We start from the raw sequence: 22,162 nt of genomic DNA, 5'->3' as shown, positions 1-22,162 counted from the left end.
ATTCTATAAATATCTTTCTTCGAAAACTTTTTGATGGTGTTTTTGATGACCAATCATAATGAATCCAATTGCTCTAACTGATATTGCTGAATTGGATGCTGTTCCAATTCTTTGAAATTGATCTGAACTTAAGCTTTTAAAAAACAATAAATTAGAATGGCGAACAGCAGATAATTCAGTAAGTAATACTTGAATGCTTCTTTTGGTGGCCTCAGTATTGATAACATAGGTGTTTTCATCAAAACCAGGTAAAGGAGTTTGATCGTTTCTAGAGATTCGTAACGCTCTGTAAGCAAAGATTCGTTCCGTATCAATTACATGCTGAATAATTTCCTTTATATCCCATTTCCCATCAGCATATCTGTAGTTAAATTTATCCATAGGAATTTTTTGAACAAATTTTATAAAGTCATGTAATGAAATTTCTAATTCTTCAATAAGATCTACCTCTCCTAAGGCTTGTATGTATGGAGCATAAAAGGCTGCATATTCATTAATTGGTAATTGTGTTGATTTCATATCTGTATTGTTTAAGCTGAGTTTCTACTGGCGTTTGTATTTCCAAATAAAGAACGGGTTACTATTTTCTCGTATACTTTAATTAAAGCGTCGTCTGGTTGTGATTCTTTATTTAATTCATTTATTCTTAATAATGCATATTGTTGTATTGTCAACAATGGTAGCACAATACGTTCTCTTATTTGAATTGATGCTTTACCATCAGGGTAATTTTCCATTAACTCTTTATGACCCGCAATTTTTAATAATAATCGTTTTGTTTCTAAAAATTCATCGTAAATGATTTGCCAAAAAGGACCAAATTTAGGATCTTTTTTCATGTAAGCGGTCAAAGGGAAAAACGATTTTGCCAGTGACATCATACTGTTTTCAAGCAATGTTTTAAAGAACAACGAATTGTCATATAAATCTTGAACTTTATCCCACTGATTTGAATCTTCAAAGTGTTTTAAGGCTGTACCTACTCCAAAAAAACCAGGTACATTCTGCTTTAATTGACTCCAAGAACCTACAAACGGAATTGCACGTAAATCTGCAAAATCTAATTGAGCTGACTTACTTCTCTTTGCTGGTCGACTCCCTATATTAGTCTTAGCATAATATTTTAACGTACTCATTTCCTCCAAATAAGGAATAAAATGAGGATGATTTTTAAAACTTAAATATTTATCGTAACCCAAATTTGCCAGCCGATCTAGAATATTCTTGTCATTAATAGATAACTGATTTTGATTTTTATCAAAAACTTGATTACTCACTCCGGCACTCAATAAGTTTTCTAAATTATATCGGCAGGAATCTAAAGTTCCAAAATTAGAGCTAATTGTTTGACCTTGAACGGTAACTTGAATTTCATTGTTCTCAATATTTGGTCCTAATGAAGCGTAAAACTTATGCGTTTTTCCTCCACCACGAGCTGGAGGTCCGCCTCTACCGTCAAAGAAAATTACTTTAATGTTGTATTTTCTTGAAATCTCAGTAAGCATTTCCTTCGCTTTATAAATACTCCAATTTGCCATTAAATAGCCACCGTCTTTAGTCCCGTCAGAAAAACCTAGCATAATAGTTTGCTTATTGCTCCTGTTTTTCAAATGCTCAGCATAAATGGTATTGGTATATAATTTTTCCATTATTACATCAGCATTTTGCAAATCATCAACTGATTCAAAAAGAGGTACAATATCAACTGTAGGATTTTCCCAGTCACTCAATCGAAACATAGCCAAAGTTTCTAAAACATTCAGCGCACTTTCATTATTACTAATGATATAACGATTTGCTCCAAATTCACCATTATTTGATTGTATAATACGAATAGCGTTAATTGATTCTAACGTAGATTGGGTAATTTCATTTTGAAACACTTTTGGGTCTAAATTTCCTTTGATAGTTTCCAAAGCTGAAATCTTTTCAGTCTCAGAAAGATTCTTGTAGTTTTTTGGAAAAATAGTCGATTCTATTCGGTGAAAGTGATCAACGATATCACTAAAAACAGCATCATGAATTTTACTGTTTTGCCTAATGTCTAACGTAGCAAAATGAAAACCAAATAAGTTCAACTTAATTAGCAAAGCATCTAATTCGTCCAAATATAAAGATTGGTGCTGCTCAATAATAATTTGTTTTATTTTTAATAATTGAGTGTTGAAATCTTCAAGAGTTATAAAAATATCCCCTTTTGAATAAAAAACAGAACGATATAGTTTTTGTTCAAGTTCCGTAATCAAAGTATCTACACCAGAGAACGTTAACTTTCTTTTCAAATTTCTTATTTCGATGTAATAACATTTTAAAATAGAGGTTCTTAGACGTTCAGCGACCTTCAAAGTAATCTCAGTAGTTACAAACGGATTGCCATCGCGGTCACCTCCTGGCCAAAACCCTAATTTTATTAAAGGATTTTTTATGGATAAGGAATTGAAAATATTTTTTTGTAAGTACTGAACAATCTCTCCAGAGGTTTGATAAAAAACGTTTTCAAGAAACCAAATCAAACTCACAGCTTCATCAAATGGACTAGGTTTATCTTTTTGAATAAAAGGAGTTTTACCTAATTGCGCTAATAACTGCTTGATATCAAGAAGATCATTTTTACGAATGGCTTCGGTTAAATCATTAATTATTCCAAGAACCGCTCCAGGATAAAATTGAGTAGGATGAGCCGTTAAAACTGTTCTAACATTGAAATTTTCCAAGAATTCAATTAAATCATCCTCATTGTCTTTCGCGTCGGACTTTTCTTTGATATCCCTTAATGAACCAATTCCCTCCATGTTGTTCACAACCGGAAATGCAGCGTCTTCAATGGCATCAAAAAGCACTATTTGTCGTTCGATGTATTGAATAAAACGAAACATAATGTCAATTTTCTCTTGCTCTGTTGCGTTGTGCAAATACCTTTCTGAAAAGAAATCAACAATTTCTTTAGGAGTTTCTTGTTTTTTAAACCCAGTATCACAGATATCTGTAAAAAGCGGTAATAAAGCACCTGTATTATCTATAGAGTGAAAAGGTAGTGTTATAAAAACACTATTATAAATATGGTATTTAGATAAAACATCTTGATTAAAACGTTCTATTTTGGGTAAAGTATACATAGTTTGTGTAGTTGGTTTAGTTAATTTTTCATAAAAAAACCCCAAGAATAAACTTGAGGTTGTATTTAATTACAGTGCATTCAAGAATTACATGTTTTTGAATATGGTATGCATTAAGCGCTTTTTATCATTGATGCTTTCTTCAAGGGAAATCATCGTTTCTGTTCGGTAAACGCCATCAATATCATCAATCATAAAAATAACATCCTTAGCATGTTTAGTGTCTTTGGCTCTAATTTTACAAAAAATATTAAACTTACCAGTAGTTACAGATGCTACGGTTACAAATGGAATTTCATTAATGCGCTCTAAAACAAATTTTGTTTGAGAAGTATTATTCAAGAAAACACCTACGTAAGCAATAAATGAATACCCTAATTTATCATAATCCAGAACAAGTGATGAACCCATTATTATCCCAGCATCCTCCATCTTTTTTACCCTAACATGAACAGTCCCTGCTGATATCAATAATTTCTTTGCGATATCTGTAAAAGGTACTCTTGTGTTGTCTATCAACATATCTAAAATTTGGTGATCTACTTCATCTAAACGAAATTTACTCATAACTCTCTAATTAACATTATTAATTGCTTTAACAAAGCATAAAATTATACATAAAAACAATAAAAAGACAAAAATATTAAATATTTATCATTCCATTAACAAATTTTATGTTATTATCTAAATAAAAATCGGCTTTTTGATTCAAAACAGGCAAAAAACCTGTGTTGTCAGAATATTTTGCACCATTTGCATCATACTCATAATGACCATGATAATTTTCCAATTCGTCTATTTTAGAAAAATAAGCATTAAAAAACAGCTGATTACCAACAATTTCTTCTTTATATTGCGCTGCAAAATTCGTTATTTTTTCAATACCATCATAATTTATCTTGACATTTTTATAAATAAAATCATAAAAAACGACCTTATTTTGAGGAATATTCAAATATTTATCGATTCCATTGCTAACTATATCGTTTTCGCTTAGCGCTTTAAAACCTAAAATAAAAGACATGAAAACAAATTTTCGTGATAATTCTCTTTCATAGTCGTTAGGAAAATGACCGGCTTCAAATAAAAGTGTAGGAACTCCTAAAAACTGAAAAGTATCGCCAATGCAGTTGATATTAAAGGAATCGTCAAATCTACCTATTCGACCCGGCAAAAACTGCTGCATACCTTCATTAATAGTAGCAATTAAGTCAATTGCTTTCAGCCTGCATTCATTGATTTCACGAAATTCATTAAAAGATGGGGCTAAAAAAGACAATGTAGCTGGCTGACCACTATCAGCAACTCCAAAAATAGTTCTTTGATCATGTAGATTAAAACAATAATCAGGCTTAAAATCGTCAAACACTTGTCTTAAAATATTACTTTCTGGCTGAGATAAAAGTTGAGAATCTCTATTTAAATCAATACCGTTTGCATTTTCTCTAGTGTACGCTTGCGCTCCATCAGGATTTAACATCGGTAAACATAAAAAAGTGATGCTATCTAGCATTTGCGTCGCTAAAATGTCATCACTCTTTAAAAAACACAAAAAATCAAGCAATGCTTTTGTAGTAGTACTTTCATTCCCGTGCATTTGTGACCAAAGGAAAATTTTAATTTTACCCTTACCAATTGTATAGGAATAAATAGGTTTATCTATAACGGACTTACCGATAATTGCCAATTCATCTGACGTATTCAAATCAGCTAATATCTGCTCAATATGATCAAGCGTTATGTATTTCCCTTTAAGTGATTGTACTAGGTTGTGACTATGTAAAGCTTCTAAATTCATAATTACTATTTAATTTACAAAAGTAAACATCTTTAAAATTACAATTGTAAACAAATACAAAACAATTATTTTTAATATTGTAAACACTTTTGTTTCTCAAAAAAGACTCTTGTAAGAGATGTTTGTAAACAAAAGAATTAACTTTAGTTAAAGATTGTTAAAACACATATTATTAAGTACTTATATTGATTTTAAAGTACTATTACTTTAATACAAATGGTGCTTTTTAATTCTTTTCAGACCTAATTTACCGTTTATTCATTTATATTTGTTACATTTGTAAATAGATGTAATTTAAATATAATTTACAATGGTAAACATCGAAGATTTTATTAAAAGGTTAGAAATTATATTGGATTATTACGGACTTAATGCCTCTTCATTTGCAGATAAAATAGGTGTACAACGTTCTAGCTTGTCTCACCTCCTCTCTGGAAGAAACAAACCTAGTTTGGATTTTATATTAAAAATTTTAGATGTTTTTCCCGAAGTTGATTTGTATTGGATTCTAAACGGGAAAGGAAGTTTTCCTAAATTACAGGAATTTGATGCAAACAATTTAAATGTCATCGAAAATAAAAAAAGTTCAAATTATGATACTGAAGTAAAAAGCAATAGTTCCACTGCCGATTTGTTTACTGACTTTATTCCTCCTATTCCTAATATAATTTCAGAAATTCCATTTCCTACGAAAAACACAACTCATTCAGATCAGGAAGAGATTGAAATAATCATGATTTTTTATAAAAACGGGACCTTTAAACAATATACTCCAAAATAAAAATGCTTTTCCAGAAACTCTAGAAAAGCATTTACTTTTGTGATCATTCAATCTTGTATCAATTTCTAAATTTTAATTTTAGAATTGAATTCCATTTTCGGGAATTTTACCCAAGACTCCTTTGTAGTGTTCTTTCAGTATTGTTAAGTCTTGTTCTATATTGCCAGACGGATTTAACGGTTGCCCTAAATGAACCTGTTTTCTACCAAAATCAAACGAAACAGGAACAATAGGTACATTAGCTTTTAAAGCGATATAATAAAATCCTGTTTTTAATTCACTTACTTTTTTACGAGTCCCTTCTGGTGCCACAGCCAATCTAAAAGTATCTTTTTTATCAAATATGGCAGCTATAGAATCTACTTTATTCAATCCTCCACTCCTATCCAGTGGTTCCCCGCCCATATATCTAAAATAAATTCCGAGTGGAAAACGAAACAACTCTTTTTTACCTACCCAATTCATTTCAAGTCCTGTAATTCCTCTTGTAAAAATGCCCAAGTAAAAATCATGCGCGCTGGTGTGTGGCATAACCATCATGACGCACTTTTTTAAATTAGGATCTATTCCGCCTACTATTTTCCAACCCATTAGTTTAAAAAACAGGAATTGGTATATTATTTTTTTCATTACTTAGATTTTGTGACAAAATAAATGATAAAAAACTTATTTTTGGTTAAAACCATTCGTAATGATCAAAAAAATATTGAGTTATTTAATTCCTGTTAAAATTTTTGAAACAAAATCAAGCATTAGCCAGTCAATTGAAGTTACTTGGGCAAATGGAGAATTGGTTTTAGATTCCAAAAATGCGAACTACTCTTATGGTAGTTTACAGCGTATTTTAAGACTCGGGTTAAAAAGTATTGGTTTTGAAAAGATAGTAAAAATGGAAAGCATCTTACTACTAGGTGTTGCCGGAGGAAGCGTTATTAAAACATTAGTTGACGATGTGAAATTTAAAGGCAAACTAACTGGAGTTGAGATAGATCCCGAAATTATTCATATTGCAAATACCTATTTCAAATTGAATGAAGTTGAAAATCTGGAAATTATAATCGACGACGCTTTTGAATTTGTGTTAAAAACTAAAGAAAAATACGATTTAATCATCATTGATATATTTCAAGACACCACTATGCCTAATTTTTTATTCGAAATCTTTTTTACCAATAGGCTTTGCCACCTCATTAAATCAAAAGGTTTTATTCTATTCAACACCATGATTTTGAACGATGATCAGAACAGTAGAAATAAAAAATATATTACTGATTTTGTCCATCCGCAATTTCAAATTAGGACGATTCCCCGAATTGAAATTCACAATGAACTTATTGTAATTGAAAAATTAGCGTAGCAACTCCTTATTTTAAAGCATTTTTCTGGCTTTTTCTAAATCTTCAAGAGTATCAATCCCGATGCCTACGTGTGTGGTCTCGACCATCTTGATTCGTTTTCCAAACTCCAAATAGCGCAGTTGTTCTAGTTTTTCGGATGCTTCCAAAGATCGCATTGGTAAACTGTAAAAATCCAACAATGCTTGTTTTCTAAAAGCATAAATACCAATGTGTTGCATGTATCGAGCACCTACATTTTGCTCTCTCGGAAACGGAATCACAGATCGGGAGAAGTACAAAGCAAATCCGCTTTGATCTACTACAACCTTCACATTATTCGGATTATTGATATCTTCTTGATTAGTGATTTCGCGCATTAACGAAGCTAAATCGACTTTTTTATCTAAATCGTTTCTAAAAACTTCAATGACTTTTGCAAGCGGTTCGGCATCAATAAATGGTTCGTCACCTTGCACATTAATTACAATATCAACATCGAGATTTTCAACTGCTTCGGCAATTCGATCGCTACCGGATTCGTGTTCTTTGATGCTTTGAATAGCTTTTCCACCATTAGAAATAATTTCGTCATAAATCAAATCGGAATCCGTCACTACAAAAACATCATCAAACAATTGCGTGTTGATAGCTGCTTGATAGGTTCTTAATATTACGGTTTTCCCTCCAAGATCTTGCATAAGCTTAGCTGGGAATCGTGTAGAAGCGTATCGTGCGGGAATGACTGCTATTATTTTCATAATCAAAAAAGTTTGCCACCAAAAATACATCATTGAAACGAAGGATGAAATTTTATTCGTGCTATTTTAATATTCCTTTTGTGTGGTATAGTTTGCCAAGGTTACATTATTTTCACCGAAGTCATACTCAACGATCCTCCCAGTAACTTATCATTGAACAAACTGAGTTCTTCTTGTTTTGCTTTTAAACCCAAAGTATAAATCAAAGGTAAATAATGTTCCGGTGTTGGGATTGCTAATTGAAGCGCCTTACTTTGTTTTTCAAAATTTAAAAGTGGTTGAAAATTTCCGTCTAATAAATGTGAGTTGATAGTTTCACGAGCTTCAATTGCCCAATCATAGCCGTAATTATCTTTATCTAAATTCGGGAAATCGACTAATCTCAAATTGTGAACAATATTTCCGCTGCCAACAATCAAAATTCCTTTCGTACGTAAAGCACTTAATTTTTGTGCCAAATCAAAATGGTATTGTGCAGGTTTTGTATAATCAATACTTAGCTGAACTACAGGAACATTGGCATCGGGATATAAATGTTTAATAACACTCCAAGCACCGTGATCCAATCCCCAATGTTCATCGAGTTCAACCTCTATTGGGGTCAATAATTGTTTAGTATCTAATGCTAATTCAGGACTACCCTTAGCGGGATATTGCACATTAAATAGTGCTTGCGGAAAACCTCCAAAATCGTGAATCGTTCGCGGCATTTCCATTGCTGTGACTTTTGTACCGTTTGTAAACCAATGCGCCGAAATACACAAAATAGCGTTGGGTTGTGGTAACGTTTTGGCTAAATTCCGAAATCCTGTTACAAACTGATTTTCTTCGATGGCATTCATGGGACTTCCATGACCTAGAAACAAAACTGGCATTTTTTCAGTATTTGAAAAAGAGCCCGAAATTTTATGTAAATCGTTTAATGAATTCATAACTAAACTATTTTAAACTTATTGAACGATATAAATCTTATAAATTCATTTAAGTTTTTCTTTGATTTTGGCTAACATGACTTATATGTTAATCTGATTTACTCAACAAAACTATCATCTTTAAAACCAATTAAATACAATTTATTTTTGGCACGTGTCATCGCGGTGTATAACCATCTTATATAATCACGGTTGATACCATCTGGCAAATAAGGTTGCTCTATAAAAACAGTATTCCACTGCCCTCCTTGTGATTTATGACAAGTAATGGCGTAGGAGAATTTCACCTGCAAGCCATTAAAATATTCATTGGCTTTTACTTTTTGGAATTGTTTGAATTTAGTTTCGCCCTCGTAATCTTTCAAAACTTCTTGATAAAGTCGGTTTGATTCTTCATACGTAAGTGAAGGAGATTCGCTTTTGATGGTATCTAAAAGCAAAACAGTTTCAATAGGTTTTTGATCTGGATAATCCACCATTCTAACTTTTACTTTGGCAAATTTGAAGCTGTACAACTCCTTGATGCTAAAAATTTCGAGCACCTCGATAATATCACCATTGGCGATAAAACCTGCTTGGTCAGAATCCTTTAGCCAAAAATAATTGTTCTTCACCACCATTAAAAAATCTCCTGTGGAAAGCTCACTTTCTTTGTCCAGAATTTTGGTGCGAATTTGTTCGTTGTATTGATTGGCTCTTTTATTAGAGCGAACAATAAATGCGGTATCTTCGATGCTATAATTACTGTAGGCAGAATTGATAGCGTCTTGAATATCATATCCGTCTGTCAAACGTACAATATCTTTGAATTTTTTAAGATCGAATTTAAAATCAGTGATAAAAGATTCTTTGAGTACTTCGCGTAATTCTGTTGCGTTGAATAAAATACCTGAGTTTTCCTCTTGACGCATTACTTCGTCTAGCTCAATATGTTCAACTTCTTTATCGTAATTCATACCAAGCGTTCGAATATCAAGCGCTGGGCTGATATCCAAATTCACAGGAGGCAACTGAGCCGTATCTCCTAATAAAATCATTTTGCAATTCGCACCTGAATAAACATAGGAAATCAAGTCATCTAATAAGGAGCCGTTTTCATACAACTTAGAATCCGAATTCTTATCCGAAATCATGGAAGCTTCATCGACGATGAAAATGGTGTTTTTGTGTTTGTTGGGTTGTAAAGTAAATGATACGCCACCACCAGAAGATTTTTTAGGAAAATAAATTTTTTTATGAATCGTAAAAGCAGGCTTGTCTGAATAATTAGCAATCACTTTAGCTGCACGACCAGTTGGGGCCAGTAGAACATATTTTTTATTAATGTCTATTAAGCTGTTAACAATGGTAGAGATTACAGTTGTTTTTCCTGTTCCTGCATATCCTTTGAGTACAAAAATGGTCTTATTCTCTGTTTCAGTCAAAAAAATGGCTATTTTTTGAAAAAAAACATCTTGTTTGTAAGTGGGCTGAAATGGAAATTTTTTTTGTAAAAGACTGTAAAACAAGGAGGAATTCATAAGAATTTTGTTGGCATAAATGAGTATCAAAGATACGTATTAACTATCATTTACGCTACAACTACTTTTTACAAATTGATTGAAACGCGAAACAAAATTGATATTACCATACTTTGGGTTTTAAAAATTTTGTTTCGCAAAGCTTCTTTTTTTAAAATAGTTTATGAATACGGTTAATAGGAATCATCACTCCTTGTTTCAAGATGATATTTTTGTCCGTTACAGCCCAAACCGTGGTATCAACTACTTTCTTTGATTCAACATCTTCAAAAAATATTTTGATCTTGGAATGTTCCAGGTTTCCTAATGATAAAGCTCTGTTGACTTCGCTAATTCTCATTTTTATTTGGTCGTTATCCTCTAAAACATCGGTATTAGGGAATTTAAGTGCAGCAATAGCTTCTTTGTCGATAGTTATAAAATCTTCGGTCATGATAGTACTGTTTTAATTAATAATTAGTTAGGGTGATATTTAATGTTTTTGAAAATAAAATTATTTGTTCTTACAATTTACTAAACAAAGTGTACTATTAACGTACTTGTAGTCCTAATTTTTTATTAAAGTTTAGGCTAAAAATCTTTATTTTTACAATACAATTAACTAAAAAAGGTGTCTACATATTGTATTTAAACAATTTTAATTCAAATATGTCATATAGTAGTTTAATGAGCGTTAAGGATGGAAGCGGCATCCTTTGCTTTTTTTCTTTAAAAAAGCAAAGATACAGCGCACAGCCTGACCTGACGAAGTTTACGAAGGAAAGGTAACGCCCTATTTGTAGTTTTAAATTTTTAAATAGTTTTTTTAGGGAACAAATATTTTAAAGTAAAAATTATAATAAAATTAGCACGCTTGACACTTTAAATAATGTAATTTGGCACAAAAATTTAGAGTAATACACACCAATTGCATACCATATGGATAAAATAAAAATACTTTGGGTTGATGATGAAATTGACCTTTTGAAACCACATATATTATTTCTAGAAAAGAAAAACTACGAAGTTACTACCTGTAACAATGGCTTAGATGCGATTGCTATATTTGAAGAAAACAATTTTGACATCGTTTTTTTGGATGAAAATATGCCTGGAATGAGCGGATTGGAAACACTTTCAGAAATGAAAGAAAAGAAATCAGCAATTCCTATGATCATGATTACAAAAAGTGAGGAAGAGTATATCATGGAGGAGGCGATTGGGTCTAAAATTGCAGATTATTTGATCAAACCCGTAAATCCAAACCAAATTTTACTGAGTTTGAAGAAAAACTTAGATCATTCGCGATTGATTTCTCAAAAGACAACACTCGATTATCAAAAAGAGTTTCGCAAAATAGCGATGGAAATGGGTATGGTGAATTCCTTTGAAGATTGGATAGAGTTGTATAAAAAATTGATTTTTTGGGAGCTCGAGTTAGAAAACATCGACGATCAAGGGATGATTCAAATTTTAGAATCTCAAAAAGTAGAAGCCAACTCGCAGTTTGGTAAGTTTATAGAACGAAATTATGAAGATTGGTTTGCACCGATGCCTAAAAAAGTCACCAGTGTTACCGATGCCGACCGACCAATACAATCGCATACCTTATTTAAAGAGCTCGTTTTGCCGGAACTTAAGAAAAAAGACAAGCCTATTTTATTTGTTGTGATTGACAACTTGCGCTACGACCAATGGAAAACCTTTGAAACGGTGGTAGGCAATTATTATAAATTAGAAAAAGAGGTTCCCTACTACTCTATTTTACCAACTGCCACGCAGTATGCAAGGAACGCAATCTTCTCGGGTTTAACGCCGTTAGATATGGAAAAACAGTTTCCACAATATTGGAAAAATGATCCTGAAGAAGGCGGTAAAAACTTGTTTGAAGCCGAATTTTTGACCGCGCAAATCAAGCGATTAGGACTTAATATTAAAGAAGATTATTTTAAAATTACGAGTCTTGCAGGAGGTAAAAAATTATCTGAAAGTTTCAAGGCTTTAAAAGACAATGATTTAGTTACCATTGTTTATAATTTTGTGGATATGTTATCGCATGCCAAAACAGAAATGGACGTAGTGAAAGAATTAGCATCTGATGATAAAGCCTATCGCTCTTTGACATTAAGTTGGTTTAAAAATTCGCCTTTGCTAGAAATTATTCAGCAGGCACAAAAAATGGGCTTCAAATTGATTATCACTACAGACCACGGCACTATAAATGTGAAAAACCCATCAAAAGTTGTGGGAGATAAAAATACGAGTTTAAATCTGAGATATAAAACAGGTAGAAGTCTTACTTACGAACACAAAGATGTTTATGCAGTAAAAGATCCAAAAAATATTGGCTTACCTGCAATTAATATGAGTAGTTCGTTTATTTTTGCAAAAAGTGATTTGTTTTTGGCTTATGTTAACAATTACAATCACTATGTGAGTTATTATAAAAACACATATCAACACGGAGGAATTTCTCTGGAAGAAATGATTATTCCGTTTTTAGTTTTTAATCCGAAGTAAAAAAGCAATCAGTCTCAGTTTTCAGTCTAAGACCAAAAACTTAAATTGTCAACTTTAAATAATTTTATCAGAATGGATATCCTTTTTTCTATTGATCAGCTAGAAGAAGTAGCACAACAAATTATTGCCCAAAACCCGAATAAAGTCATACTTTTTCACGGTGAAATGGGTGTTGGAAAAACTACTTTGATCAAGCAACTTTGTATATCATTAGGCGTACAAGGCGCTACAAGTAGTCCAACTTTTTCTTTAGTTAATGAATACGAAGCATCTCAAAATCAACTGGTTTATCACTTTGATTTTTATAGAGTAAATAAAGAAGAGGAAGCTCTAGATATGGGTGTTGATGAATACTTGTACTCTGGGCATTGGTGTTTTATAGAATGGGCTGAAAAGATTGAAAACTTAATTCCTGAAACACACTCTGTGATCCAGATCGTTGCATTAACAGATGGAACTAGAAAATTAACTTTGACATAAAAAAGTATGCTACAAGACAACTTGGTTACTATAATTCCTTTTTCTGATAATTTGGCTGCGCCAATAAAGGATTTAAATTTAGAGTGGTTGCAGAAATATTTTAAGGTAGAGCCTAAAGATGAAATTGTACTTTCGGACCCTAAAAAAGAAATTATTGACAAAGGGGGAATGATTTTTTATGCCAAGTACAACAATGCAATAATTGGAACCGTTTCTTTAATCAAAATAGACAACAGCTGTTTTGAGTTGAGTAAAATGGCAGTAACTGATAGATTGCAAGGATTGGGTGTAGGAAAAAAATTGATTTTACACTGTTTTGCTATAGCAAAAGAAAAAGGAATAGAAAAAATCATTTTATACTCCAACAGAAAATTGAAATCAGCAATTCATTTATATGAGAAATTTGGCTTTACTGAAATTCCACTCGAATCAGGAATTTATGAAAGAGCCGATATCAAAATGGAAAAAATAATAGCTTAAATTTGAGTTTTAATTTACTAAAATGTAGTGCTTTAATTAGTGAAATTTACGTAAATTGGACGCTTAATTCATAATAAAAAAATGTCAATTACTACTACGCCATTCACCAAACAGCAGCTTTTACCACAAGAAGAAAAGCTAGAGATTGCTAGACATAAAAGTGAACTTTTTATTGGTATCCCAAAAGAAACTAGTTTTCAAGAACGACGTATTTGCCTTACACCCGATGCCGTAAACTCCTTAACTTTTCAAGGACATCGCGTGATGATTGAAGCTGGTGCTGGGTTAAGCTCTAGTTATACTGACAAAGAATACAGCAATGCTGGTGCCGAAATAACTAGTGATACCAAAAAAGTTTTTGGATGTCCCATGATTTTAAAAGTTGAACCTGCCACACTTAGTGAAATTGAAATGATGAATCCTCAAACGATTATAATTTCGGCCATTCAACTAAAAACGAGAACAAAAGCCTATTTTGAAGCTTTATCGAAAAAGAAAATCATTGCATTAGCTTTTGAATATATTAAAGATGAGGATGGCACCTATCCTGCAGTAAAATCATTAAGTGAAATAGCCGGTACGGCCTCTATTCTTATTGCTGCCGAATTAATGATCACTAATGACCTTGGAAAAGGCTTGTTATTTGGTAATATTACAGGAGTTCCTCCTACTGATGTTGTAATTCTAGGAGCTGGAACTGTGGGCGAATTTGCTGCAAAAACAGCTATAGGTCTTGGAGCTAGTGTCAAAGTTTTTGACAATTCTATCACTAAATTGCGAAGATTACAAAACAATTTAAACCAACGCATTTTTACTTCAACCATTCAACCAAAAGCACTTTTAAAAGCCTTAAGGCGTTGTGATGTAGCCATTGGTGCAATGAAAGGAAAAGACAGATGTCCTGTAGTAGTATCAGAAACAATGGTAGAACACATGAAAAATGGTGCCGTAATTGTTGATGTTAGTATTGATACTGGAGGTTGTTTTGAAACTTCAGAAGTAACCTCACATGAAAAACCTACCTTTATAAAGAGTAATGTGTTGCATTACTGCGTACCTAACATTCCGTCTCGTTACTCAAAAACGGCTTCCTTATCCATTAGCAACATTATTTCACCCTACTTAATGAAAATTGCCGAAGATGGCGGTATTGAACGCGCCATCCGTTGTGATAAAGGCCTAAAAAATGGAGTTTATATGTACCACGGTATTCACACCAATAGTGCCATTGCAGACTGGTTTGACCTGCCTCATAGTGATATAAATTTAATCGTTTTTTAAGAAATTTTTCAAGTACATTTGCACAAAAATATTTTATGAAATTTTTTCAGCGTTTTGCTTATTATTTAGTTGGTTTAGTGATCGGACTTTTTTTTGTAGCCCTTGTTTTCAGTGGGAAAGACACCCGTTGTAACTATTTTCCAAATGCTAGAGTCTTAAATGACTTGAGAAACAAACCTTTCTATTACTCTGATAAAGCATCGTCAATACTAGCGCAAAAATGGATTGATACCGCTGATATAAAAAACTCTTTACAATACGGTGATGTTGATTTTGATAACAGTAACCTAATTGTAAAAAAAGGAAAAATGTACACCATTGAAGGCAAAACAATCAAAAATCAAGAAGTTGTTTTAAAAATCATCAATTACAGCGATAAGGCTGTTCTAGAAGATATTATCAAAAAATAATTTTTATAGGATATTCTTTTTTTGGGCGTGCCCCTACGCAAAAGCTTCGGGTCCTGCTGTACGTTCCCGCTTTTCTAGTCGGGCAAAAAAGCCCGCCTAAAAAGAGCTCCACTACCATCAGTCACGCAAAACAACCAAATAACATTAAACATCTTGTCTCAGACTAATTATCGGTATTCCAAACAATAGCTTTTTTATTATTCGCTACTAGATAATCATTCACTTGACTAAAATGTTTATTGCCAAACCATTTCCCTTGATTTGCACTCAATGGTGATGGATGACCCGATGTTAAAACTAAGTGTTTGTTTCGGTCTATTTTTACTCCTTTTTTTTGAGCAAAACTGCCCCAAAGTACAAATACAATACCTTCTTTTTTAGAATTAATGAACTCAATTACTGCATCAGTAAACTGACTCCATTTTAAATGCTTATGACTATTAGGACTATCCTGTCTGACTGTTAAAGTAGCATTGATCAACAAAACACCTTGCTGAGCCCACGACTGTAAGTTACCTGATGTAGGCAAAAAGACCGTTCCCAAATCGTCACTCATTTCTCTGAAAATATTTCTTAATGATGGCGGTATGCGCACCCCATCAGCCACTGAAAAACAAAGACCATTCGCCTCGCCCACTCCATGATAGGGATCTTGGCCAATAATTACCACTTTTACAGCATCAAACGAACATTGGTTGAAAGCCTCAAAAATCAATTCTTTCGGAGGAAAACAAGTATGTTGTTCGTATTCTGAAGCCACATGGCGCATCAATTCTTCAAAGTATGGCCTAGTTATTTCTTCTTTTAAAATTTCTTCCCAGGATGGGTCTAAATCGTATTTCATTTGATTTCGTTAAAAACACAAAGATACTTTGAATTCCACGAAATCTAGCTCTATAAAACGCTATAAACATTATTTAATTCTTTGTGAAAGTCTGTTAAATAGTCTTAACTATTAGCTATTTTTGTAGTTCAAAAGACTGAACCATAAATGATCTCCATTACCGAAAAAACATTACAAGATTTACAATTTCCAACTGTACTAGAAACAATATCTTCTATTTGCAATACTGATATTGGAAAAGAAAAAGCACTTGAAATAACTCCTTTTAAAGACAAAGAAACTTTGATGCAAGCTTTATTGCAAACCTCAGAGTATGTTTCGTCTTTTCAAAATAACAATGCCATCCCAAATCATGGTTTTGAAGCCATCTCACACGAGATCAAATTTCTTGCTATTGAAGATAGTTTTCTTGAAGTAGGTAGTTTTAGAAAAATTGCAAACCTTTCGAGTACCGTGAATTTTTTATTGCAGTTTTTAAAAAAATTCGAAGACTATTATCCAAACTTAAATCTTAGAGCTAATCAAGTAGAATTGACCAAAGACATAATCACTATGATTGACGATGTGGTTGATAAATACGGTGAAATAAAAGACAATGCCTCTCCAGATTTATTGAATATCCGTAGGAGTATGAATGCGGTGCGCGGAAAAGTAAATCAGAGTTTTGGGACAGCACTAACCCATTATAATTCGTTGGGTTATCTGGATGACATTCGGGAGAGTTTTGTACAAAACAGAAGAGTGTTGGCTGTTCTGGCCATGTACCGCCGTAAGGTAAAAGGTTCTATCATGGGAAGTTCAAAAACGGGTAGTATTGCGTATATTGAACCCGAAGCAACTTTGCAATATTCCAGAGAATTGAGCAATCTAGAGTATGAAGAAAAAGAGGAAATAACCCGAATTTTAAAGCTTTTATCCAATCAAATCAGACCTTTTTTGCCTTTATTGGTTGAATATCAAGATTTCTTAAGTGACATCGATGTAATTGCTGCAAAAGCCAAATATGCCAATAAAATAAACGGAATTCTTCCAACTATTACTGAAGATCGCAGATTGTATTTTAGAGATGCTTTTCATCCTATTTTGTATTTAAATAACAAGCAAAAAAACGAAATAACACATCCACAAACCATTGAGTTAGGACAAGAAAATAGAATTATTGTAATTTCAGGACCTAATGCTGGTGGAAAAACCATCTCCTTAAAAACAGTTGGTTTATTGCAATTGATGTTGCAATCTGGAATGTTAATTCCCGTACACGAGCGCAGTGAAACCTTTTTATTTGACAGAATCCTTACTGATATTGGAGACAATCAATCTATTGAAAATCATTTAAGTACGTATAGTTATCGATTAAAAAACATGAATTACTTTCTGAAAAAGTGCAACAGAAAAACTATGTTTTTAATTGATGAATTTGGAACTGGATCTGATCCTGAATTAGGAGGTGCTTTGGCTGAAATTTTCTTAGAGGAGTTTTACCACAGAGAAGCTTTTGGTATCATCACAACTCATTATTCGAACTTGAAGATTCTTGCTAATGAATTACCTTTTGCAACGAATGCCAACATGCTTTTTGACGAGAAAACACTTGAACCATTGTATAAATTAGTGCTCGGTCAGGCAGGAAGTTCCTTCACATTTGAGGTTGCACTCAAAAACGGAATTCCTTTTAGCTTGATTAATCGCGCCAAAAAGAAAATTGAAGTTGGTAAAGTACGATTTGACAAAACCATTGCCACCTTACAAAAAGAACGCTCTAAGCTTGAAAAAACGTCGCAAACGTTAAAAGAAGAAGAAAGCAAAGCACGTGAAGAGGGCAAAAAAATGGAAAATATCAATGTAAAAATCAAACAAAAACTAGAAAGTTACCAAGAGTTGTACGATAGCAATCAAAAGACCATTTATATTGGACAAAAAATTGAAGACATTTCTGAAAAATATTTCAATAACAAAAATAAGAAAGAACTACTGGGTGAGTTTTTGAAAATTATTGAAATTGAAAATTCCAAGCGTAAAAAAGCTACTGCAAAAGAGACAAAAGCGCAGATTGAAAAAAAGAAAGAAGTCATCGAAGAAGTAACTGTTCAGGTGGAAGAAATCCGAAAGGAAAAGAAAGAGAAAAAACAAAAAGTAGTGGTTGAAAAGCCGAAACCAGTTCTAAAAGTAGGTGATCGTGTACGTATGTTTGATGGAAAAGCAATTGGAACAATTGAAAGTATCGAAAAAAATAAAGCCACGGTCAATTATGGTGTTTTTACATCAAAAGCAAGCTTAGATGTTTTAGAATTTGTTGAGGCAGGAAAAAAGTAAATGCAAGCTGAACAATACAATAATTGTACTCTAAATTTTTATTAATCTAATTTAAACTGATTGTTCAACATGCAAGATCTTCCAAAAAACAAAAAAATAATACTCTTTGATGGTGTTTGCAATTTGTGTGACTCTTCGGTACAACTTATTATTAAGCATGATACAAAAGATATTTTTAGGTTTGTAGCTTTACAATCTGCTTTAGGGCAAGAGATCACTATTTATTTAGGAATTGATTCTCAAAAAATGGATAGTATAATCTTATATCATCCAGGAGTTGCTTATTATTACAAAGCAGAAGCAGCATTAGAAATTGCCAAGGAATTAGGAGGAGTATTTTCTTTTGTACGCATTTTGGGATTATTCCCTGTTTCATTTAGTAATATTGCTTATGATTATGTTGCAAAAAACAGATACAAATGGTACGGTAAAAAAGAAAGTTGTATGATGCCTACAGAGGCTCTCAAATCAAAATTTTTAAGTTAAAATACGCCGCTTAATTGTTTTATTTTAAACAAGTTAATCAACTTCATCTAATTAATTACATAAAGATCTATTACAATAAAAAAGGCTGTCTAAATAGACAGCCTTTTTCAATAAAATAGAAGAAAATTAGTTGCGAATTAATTTTCTATATTTTAAACGTTTTGGAGTTAAATCACCACCTAAACGTTTCTTTTTATTTTCTTCGTATTCAGTAAAACCTCCTTCGAAATAATACACTTCAGAGTCGCCTTCAAAAGCTAAAATGTGGGTACAAATTCTATCTAAGAACCATCTATCGTGCGAAATTACCACAGCACAACCAGCAAAATTCTCTAAACCTTCTTCTAATGCTCTTAACGTATTTACGTCCAAATCATTGGTTGGCTCATCCAGTAAAAGTACATTTCCTTCTTCCTTTAAAGTCATAGCCAAGTGTAAACGGTTGCGCTCTCCACCTGAAAGCATAGAAACTTTTTTGTTTTGCTCGCCTCCTCCAAAGTTGAAACGAGACAAATATGCTCTAGAATTGACTTGTTTTCCGCCCATCATGATTAGTTCCTGACCGTCAGCGAAATTTTCCCAGATAGATTTATTAGGATCAATATTAGAATGCGATTGATCTACATAAGCAATTTTTACAGTTTCACCAACAGAAAAAGAACCACTATCTGTAGCTTGCTCACCCATTATCATTTTAAAAATAGTAGACTTACCAGCTCCGTTTGGTCCGATAATACCAACAATTCCAGCTTGTGGTAACGTAAAGTTTAGATTGTCATATAATAATTTGTCTCCAAAAGCTTTAGCAACATTTTTTGCTTCAATAACATTAGTTCCCAAACGCGGCCCATTTGGAATGTAAATTTCCAAGTTTTCGTCTAATTGTTTTTGATCTTCGTTTAACAATTTATCGTAGTTCTGTAAACGTGCTTTTTGTTTGGTTTGACGGCCTTTGGCACCTTGACGAACCCAATCCAACTCACGCTCTAAGTTTTTTCTGCGTTTTGAAGCTACTTTTTCTTCAAGTGCCATTCTGCTTGATTTTTGATCTAACCAAGAAGAATAATTTCCTTTCCACGGAATACCTTCTCCTCTATCCAACTCTAGAATCCAACCAGCTACATTATCAAGGAAATATCTATCGTGCGTTACAGCGATTACTGTTCCTGAATATTGTGCTAAATGCTGCTCTAACCAAAGAACGCTCTCAGCATCCAAGTGGTTGGTAGGCTCATCTAAAAGCAAAACGTCTGGTTGTTGCAACAACAAACGACACAAAGCCACACGACGACGCTCTCCTCCAGAAAGGTTTTTAATTGGAGTATCACCATCAGGAGTACGCAAGGCATCCATAGCGATTTCTAATTTAGTGTCAATTTCCCAAGCTCCCAGCGCATCAATTTTGTCTTGCAAAGCCGCTTGACGATCCATCAATTTGTCCATTTTATCTGGGTCAGAATAGTTTTCTTCAAGTCCAAACAAATCGTTGATTTGATTGTATTCTGCTAAAACAGCCATGGTTTCTGCTGCACCTTCTTGAACTATTTCTAAAACGGTTTTAGAATCATCTAATATTGGTTCTTGCTCTAAGTATCCTACCGTATAACCTGGTTGAAAAACAACATCGCCTTGATAATTTTTATCTACACCTGCAATAATTTTTAAAAGTGATGATTTTCCAGAACCATTAAGTCCTAATATACCTATTTTGGCGCCATAAAAGAAACTCAAGTAAATATTTTTAAGTACTGGTTTATCTGCACCTTGGTAGGTTTTACTCAATTTTTGCATTGAGAATATTACTTTTTTATCGTCTGACATAATTTATGTTTTACAGTTATCTTTTTATTTATTTTTCTCTTTGTGTTTGTATTTTTACAACCTGCCTTTTAGCGAACTAAACACCCAAGCATTTGCTAAAAATCCAATTCCTACTGCTGCAAATCCCCATCCAGCAACATCATCATATCGAAACGCGCCCAGAGCAATAAGCAATAATCCCATTAAAATCATAATGAGTGTTGCCCAACCTAAGATTGTATTTTTATTCATGTTCCTTACTTTATTTATAAATGTTTTGTTACGATTTGAGTTGCAAATATCGGAAATTTTATAATTTTAATTGAATATTTTAAAAAGCATCTCTCGTAATAAATCCGATTGTGAAATTGCATTTGCACCTACTCCTTTACTTTTCACGTCAATATCTCGAAGTGCTCCAACAATTTGACTCACTTTTTTCATTGGATAATTTTTCAAAGCAACATCATATTCTTTCATAAAAAATGGGTTCACACCTATTACGGCTGCCACATTTTTTGGGTTTTTATCCTTTAAACCATGATATTTTAAAAGCTGTATAAAAAAACCAAATATTAAACTCGTGGTCACCACCATGGGGTTTTCCTTTGGATTTTGGGCAAAGTTTTCAGCTATTTTATATGCTTTCAACTGATTGCGCTCCCCAAGTGCTTTTCTAAGTTCAAAAACATTATAATCTTTACTAAAACCAATATTATCCTCAATATGCTGGGGCGTTATCGTACTCCCAACGGGTAAAATAATTTGCAACTTTTCTAATTCATTGTTTATTTTACTCAAATCAGTACCTAAAAACTCTACAAGCATTGCTGCAGCTTTAGGCTCTATCATGTATTTTTTGCCAGAGAGTACACGCTTAATCCAATCGCCTACTTGGTTTTCATATAATTTTTTACTCTCGAAAACCAATCCGTTTTTCGCAATAAGTTTGGTTACTTTTTTTCGTTTGTCAACCGTTTTGTATTTATAACACAATACTAAAACGGTTGAAAGCATTGGATTATCGGCATAAGCTTCAAATTTATCAAACGTTCGATTTAAATCCTGAGCTTCTTTTACAATTACAACTTGACGGTCCGCCATCATAGGATATCGTTTTGCAGTAGCAATTACATCCTCAACTGTTACATCTCGTCCGTATAAAACAGTTTGATTGAATCCTTTTTCTTCATCAGACAATACTTTTTCTTCAATAAAATCTGAGAGTTTGTCAATATAATAAGACTCCTCACCCATTAAAAGGTAAATGGGTTTTATAGAACCACTTTTAATATCATTTACAATTTTTATGACTTCGTCCATTTCA

General features: G+C 32.8%; 22 protein-coding genes. 9 read left to right on the top strand and 13 right to left on the bottom strand.

The features are described 5' to 3' along the window. Positions 1 to 3: 3 nt before the first annotated feature. From K5V07_RS07460 to K5V07_RS07445, 4 genes are all read right to left on the bottom strand, one after another. Positions 4 to 519 carry a DinB family protein gene (locus K5V07_RS07460; RefSeq protein WP_221916976.1) on the bottom strand — a complete coding sequence of 172 codons (516 nt, stop codon included), beginning with the start codon at positions 517 to 519 and terminating at the stop codon, positions 4 to 6. 11 nt (positions 520 to 530) lie between these two features. Next, complete coding sequence (locus K5V07_RS07455) at positions 531 to 3,116, bottom strand: phosphoenolpyruvate carboxylase (protein ID WP_221916975.1); 2,586 nt, start codon at positions 3,114 to 3,116, stop codon at positions 531 to 533. Positions 3,117 to 3,203: 87 nt separating this feature from the next. Next, a complete protein-coding gene (locus K5V07_RS07450) occupies positions 3,204 to 3,683 on the bottom strand; it encodes an Lrp/AsnC family transcriptional regulator (RefSeq protein WP_072943262.1) in 480 nt (159 codons plus the stop codon). 76 nt (positions 3,684 to 3,759) lie between these two features. Further along, the gene (locus K5V07_RS07445; protein WP_221916974.1) at positions 3,760 to 4,914 is read right to left on the bottom strand and encodes a M14 metallopeptidase family protein; all 1,155 of its coding nucleotides are present in this window, start codon (positions 4,912 to 4,914) and stop codon (positions 3,760 to 3,762) included. 310 nt (positions 4,915 to 5,224) lie between these two features. On the opposite strand from K5V07_RS07445, the gene K5V07_RS07440 reads away from it, so the two are divergent. Continuing rightward, entirely contained in the window at positions 5,225 to 5,695 is a 471-nt protein-coding gene (locus K5V07_RS07440; protein WP_221916973.1) for a helix-turn-helix transcriptional regulator, read from the top strand. Between the two features lie 78 nt (positions 5,696 to 5,773). Here K5V07_RS07440 and K5V07_RS07435 read toward each other — a convergent pair whose 3' ends face one another. Continuing rightward, positions 5,774 to 6,325, bottom strand: coding sequence for a 1-acyl-sn-glycerol-3-phosphate acyltransferase (locus K5V07_RS07435; RefSeq protein ID WP_221916972.1), 552 nt, complete (start codon positions 6,323 to 6,325; stop codon positions 5,774 to 5,776). A 61-nt stretch (positions 6,326 to 6,386) separates the two neighbouring features. Here K5V07_RS07435 and K5V07_RS07430 point away from each other — a divergent pair, with 61 nt between their 5' ends. After that, a complete protein-coding gene (locus tag K5V07_RS07430) occupies positions 6,387 to 7,052 on the top strand; it encodes a spermidine synthase (protein WP_182651770.1) in 666 nt (221 codons plus the stop codon). Positions 7,053 to 7,064: 12 nt separating this feature from the next. Here K5V07_RS07430 and kdsB read toward each other — a convergent pair whose 3' ends face one another. From kdsB to K5V07_RS07410, 4 genes are all read right to left on the bottom strand, one after another. Continuing rightward, positions 7,065 to 7,790, bottom strand: coding sequence for a 3-deoxy-manno-octulosonate cytidylyltransferase (gene kdsB, locus K5V07_RS07425; protein WP_221916971.1), 726 nt, complete (start codon positions 7,788 to 7,790; stop codon positions 7,065 to 7,067). A 101-nt stretch (positions 7,791 to 7,891) separates the two neighbouring features. Further along, positions 7,892 to 8,722, bottom strand: coding sequence for a 4,5-DOPA dioxygenase extradiol (gene ygiD / locus K5V07_RS07420; RefSeq protein ID WP_221916970.1), 831 nt, complete (start codon positions 8,720 to 8,722; stop codon positions 7,892 to 7,894). Positions 8,723 to 8,820: 98 nt separating this feature from the next. Further along, positions 8,821 to 10,242, bottom strand: coding sequence for an ATP-dependent RecD-like DNA helicase (locus tag K5V07_RS07415; protein WP_221916969.1), 1,422 nt, complete (start codon positions 10,240 to 10,242; stop codon positions 8,821 to 8,823). Positions 10,243 to 10,393: 151 nt separating this feature from the next. Then, complete coding sequence (locus K5V07_RS07410) at positions 10,394 to 10,675, bottom strand: hypothetical protein (RefSeq protein ID WP_144890709.1); 282 nt, start codon at positions 10,673 to 10,675, stop codon at positions 10,394 to 10,396. Positions 10,676 to 11,160: 485 nt separating this feature from the next. Between K5V07_RS07410 and K5V07_RS07405 the strand changes: the two genes are divergently transcribed. The 5 genes from K5V07_RS07405 to K5V07_RS07385 all read left to right on the top strand — a co-directional run bounded on the left by K5V07_RS07405 (position 11,161) and on the right by K5V07_RS07385 (position 15,392). Beyond that, positions 11,161 to 12,741, top strand: a complete 1,581-nt coding sequence (locus K5V07_RS07405) for a bifunctional response regulator/alkaline phosphatase family protein (protein ID WP_221916968.1) — start codon at positions 11,161 to 11,163, stop codon at positions 12,739 to 12,741. 72 nt (positions 12,742 to 12,813) lie between these two features. After that, positions 12,814 to 13,221: a tRNA (adenosine(37)-N6)-threonylcarbamoyltransferase complex ATPase subunit type 1 TsaE gene (tsaE, locus tag K5V07_RS07400; protein ID WP_144890705.1), complete on the top strand. Its 408-nt coding sequence runs from the start codon at positions 12,814 to 12,816 to the stop codon at positions 13,219 to 13,221. Between the two features lie 6 nt (positions 13,222 to 13,227). Further along, positions 13,228 to 13,701, top strand: a complete 474-nt coding sequence (locus K5V07_RS07395; RefSeq protein ID WP_144890703.1) for a GNAT family N-acetyltransferase — start codon at positions 13,228 to 13,230, stop codon at positions 13,699 to 13,701. Between the two features lie 81 nt (positions 13,702 to 13,782). Further along, positions 13,783 to 14,982: an alanine dehydrogenase gene (locus K5V07_RS07390; RefSeq protein ID WP_167496929.1), complete on the top strand. Its 1,200-nt coding sequence runs from the start codon at positions 13,783 to 13,785 to the stop codon at positions 14,980 to 14,982. Positions 14,983 to 15,017: 35 nt separating this feature from the next. Next, a complete protein-coding gene (locus tag K5V07_RS07385; protein ID WP_221916967.1) occupies positions 15,018 to 15,392 on the top strand; it encodes a DUF4258 domain-containing protein in 375 nt (124 codons plus the stop codon). 163 nt (positions 15,393 to 15,555) lie between these two features. Here K5V07_RS07385 and ung read toward each other — a convergent pair whose 3' ends face one another. After that, a complete protein-coding gene (ung, locus tag K5V07_RS07380) occupies positions 15,556 to 16,236 on the bottom strand; it encodes a uracil-DNA glycosylase (protein WP_221916966.1) in 681 nt (226 codons plus the stop codon). Positions 16,237 to 16,383: 147 nt separating this feature from the next. Between ung and K5V07_RS07375 the strand changes: the two genes are divergently transcribed. Continuing rightward, positions 16,384 to 18,549, top strand: a complete 2,166-nt coding sequence (locus K5V07_RS07375) for a DNA mismatch repair protein MutS (RefSeq protein ID WP_221916965.1) — start codon at positions 16,384 to 16,386, stop codon at positions 18,547 to 18,549. A 69-nt stretch (positions 18,550 to 18,618) separates the two neighbouring features. Next, positions 18,619 to 19,035 (top strand): thiol-disulfide oxidoreductase DCC family protein, encoded by a 417-nt coding sequence (locus K5V07_RS07370; protein ID WP_221916964.1) that lies wholly within the window; start codon positions 18,619 to 18,621, stop codon positions 19,033 to 19,035. Between the two features lie 126 nt (positions 19,036 to 19,161). Here the strand turns inward: K5V07_RS07370 and ettA are convergent, their stop codons facing one another. From ettA to holA, 3 genes are all read right to left on the bottom strand, one after another. Then, a complete protein-coding gene (gene ettA / locus K5V07_RS07365; protein WP_158729784.1) occupies positions 19,162 to 20,856 on the bottom strand; it encodes an energy-dependent translational throttle protein EttA in 1,695 nt (564 codons plus the stop codon). 54 nt (positions 20,857 to 20,910) lie between these two features. After that, entirely contained in the window at positions 20,911 to 21,087 is a 177-nt protein-coding gene (locus K5V07_RS07360; RefSeq protein WP_086453741.1) for a CAL67264 family membrane protein, read from the bottom strand. 66 nt (positions 21,088 to 21,153) lie between these two features. Next, the gene (holA, locus tag K5V07_RS07355) at positions 21,154 to 22,158 is read right to left on the bottom strand and encodes a DNA polymerase III subunit delta (protein WP_221916963.1); all 1,005 of its coding nucleotides are present in this window, start codon (positions 22,156 to 22,158) and stop codon (positions 21,154 to 21,156) included. Between the last annotated feature and the right edge of the window lie 4 nt (positions 22,159 to 22,162).

This window comes from Flavobacterium sp. CHNK8, assembly GCF_019774515.1.
Lineage (GTDB): Bacteria > Bacteroidota > Bacteroidia > Flavobacteriales > Flavobacteriaceae > Flavobacterium > Flavobacterium tiangeerense.
This window is presented reverse-complemented; position numbering and strand designations above follow the sequence as displayed.

What these genes read in the sequence shown, in the direction of transcription:
- K5V07_RS07360 (WP_086453741.1), bottom strand. Translation starts at nt 21,087, where the DNA reads ATGAATAAAAATACAATCTTAGGTTGGGCAACACTCATTATGATTTTA.
- holA (WP_221916963.1), bottom strand. Translation starts at nt 22,158, where the DNA reads ATGGACGAAGTCATAAAAATTGTAAATGATATTAAAAGTGGTTCTATA.
- K5V07_RS07435 (WP_221916972.1), bottom strand. Translation starts at nt 6,325, where the DNA reads ATGAAAAAAATAATATACCAATTCCTGTTTTTTAAACTAATGGGTTGG.
- ygiD (WP_221916970.1), bottom strand. Translation starts at nt 8,722, where the DNA reads ATGAATTCATTAAACGATTTACATAAAATTTCGGGCTCTTTTTCAAAT.
- K5V07_RS07395 (WP_144890703.1), top strand. Translation starts at nt 13,228, where the DNA reads ATGCTACAAGACAACTTGGTTACTATAATTCCTTTTTCTGATAATTTG.
- K5V07_RS07440 (WP_221916973.1), top strand. Translation starts at nt 5,225, where the DNA reads ATGGTAAACATCGAAGATTTTATTAAAAGGTTAGAAATTATATTGGAT.
- K5V07_RS07410 (WP_144890709.1), bottom strand. Translation starts at nt 10,675, where the DNA reads ATGACCGAAGATTTTATAACTATCGACAAAGAAGCTATTGCTGCACTT.
- K5V07_RS07405 (WP_221916968.1), top strand. Translation starts at nt 11,161, where the DNA reads ATGGATAAAATAAAAATACTTTGGGTTGATGATGAAATTGACCTTTTG.
- K5V07_RS07445 (WP_221916974.1), bottom strand. Translation starts at nt 4,914, where the DNA reads ATGAATTTAGAAGCTTTACATAGTCACAACCTAGTACAATCACTTAAA.
- ettA (WP_158729784.1), bottom strand. Translation starts at nt 20,856, where the DNA reads ATGTCAGACGATAAAAAAGTAATATTCTCAATGCAAAAATTGAGTAAA.
- K5V07_RS07415 (WP_221916969.1), bottom strand. Translation starts at nt 10,242, where the DNA reads ATGAATTCCTCCTTGTTTTACAGTCTTTTACAAAAAAAATTTCCATTT.
- K5V07_RS07390 (WP_167496929.1), top strand. Translation starts at nt 13,783, where the DNA reads ATGTCAATTACTACTACGCCATTCACCAAACAGCAGCTTTTACCACAA.
- K5V07_RS07370 (WP_221916964.1), top strand. Translation starts at nt 18,619, where the DNA reads ATGCAAGATCTTCCAAAAAACAAAAAAATAATACTCTTTGATGGTGTT.
- K5V07_RS07455 (WP_221916975.1), bottom strand. Translation starts at nt 3,116, where the DNA reads ATGTATACTTTACCCAAAATAGAACGTTTTAATCAAGATGTTTTATCT.
- K5V07_RS07375 (WP_221916965.1), top strand. Translation starts at nt 16,384, where the DNA reads ATGATCTCCATTACCGAAAAAACATTACAAGATTTACAATTTCCAACT.
- K5V07_RS07430 (WP_182651770.1), top strand. Translation starts at nt 6,387, where the DNA reads ATGATCAAAAAAATATTGAGTTATTTAATTCCTGTTAAAATTTTTGAA.
- tsaE (WP_144890705.1), top strand. Translation starts at nt 12,814, where the DNA reads ATGGATATCCTTTTTTCTATTGATCAGCTAGAAGAAGTAGCACAACAA.
- K5V07_RS07450 (WP_072943262.1), bottom strand. Translation starts at nt 3,683, where the DNA reads ATGAGTAAATTTCGTTTAGATGAAGTAGATCACCAAATTTTAGATATG.
- K5V07_RS07460 (WP_221916976.1), bottom strand. Translation starts at nt 519, where the DNA reads ATGAAATCAACACAATTACCAATTAATGAATATGCAGCCTTTTATGCT.
- kdsB (WP_221916971.1), bottom strand. Translation starts at nt 7,790, where the DNA reads ATGAAAATAATAGCAGTCATTCCCGCACGATACGCTTCTACACGATTC.
- K5V07_RS07385 (WP_221916967.1), top strand. Translation starts at nt 15,018, where the DNA reads ATGAAATTTTTTCAGCGTTTTGCTTATTATTTAGTTGGTTTAGTGATC.
- ung (WP_221916966.1), bottom strand. Translation starts at nt 16,236, where the DNA reads ATGAAATACGATTTAGACCCATCCTGGGAAGAAATTTTAAAAGAAGAA.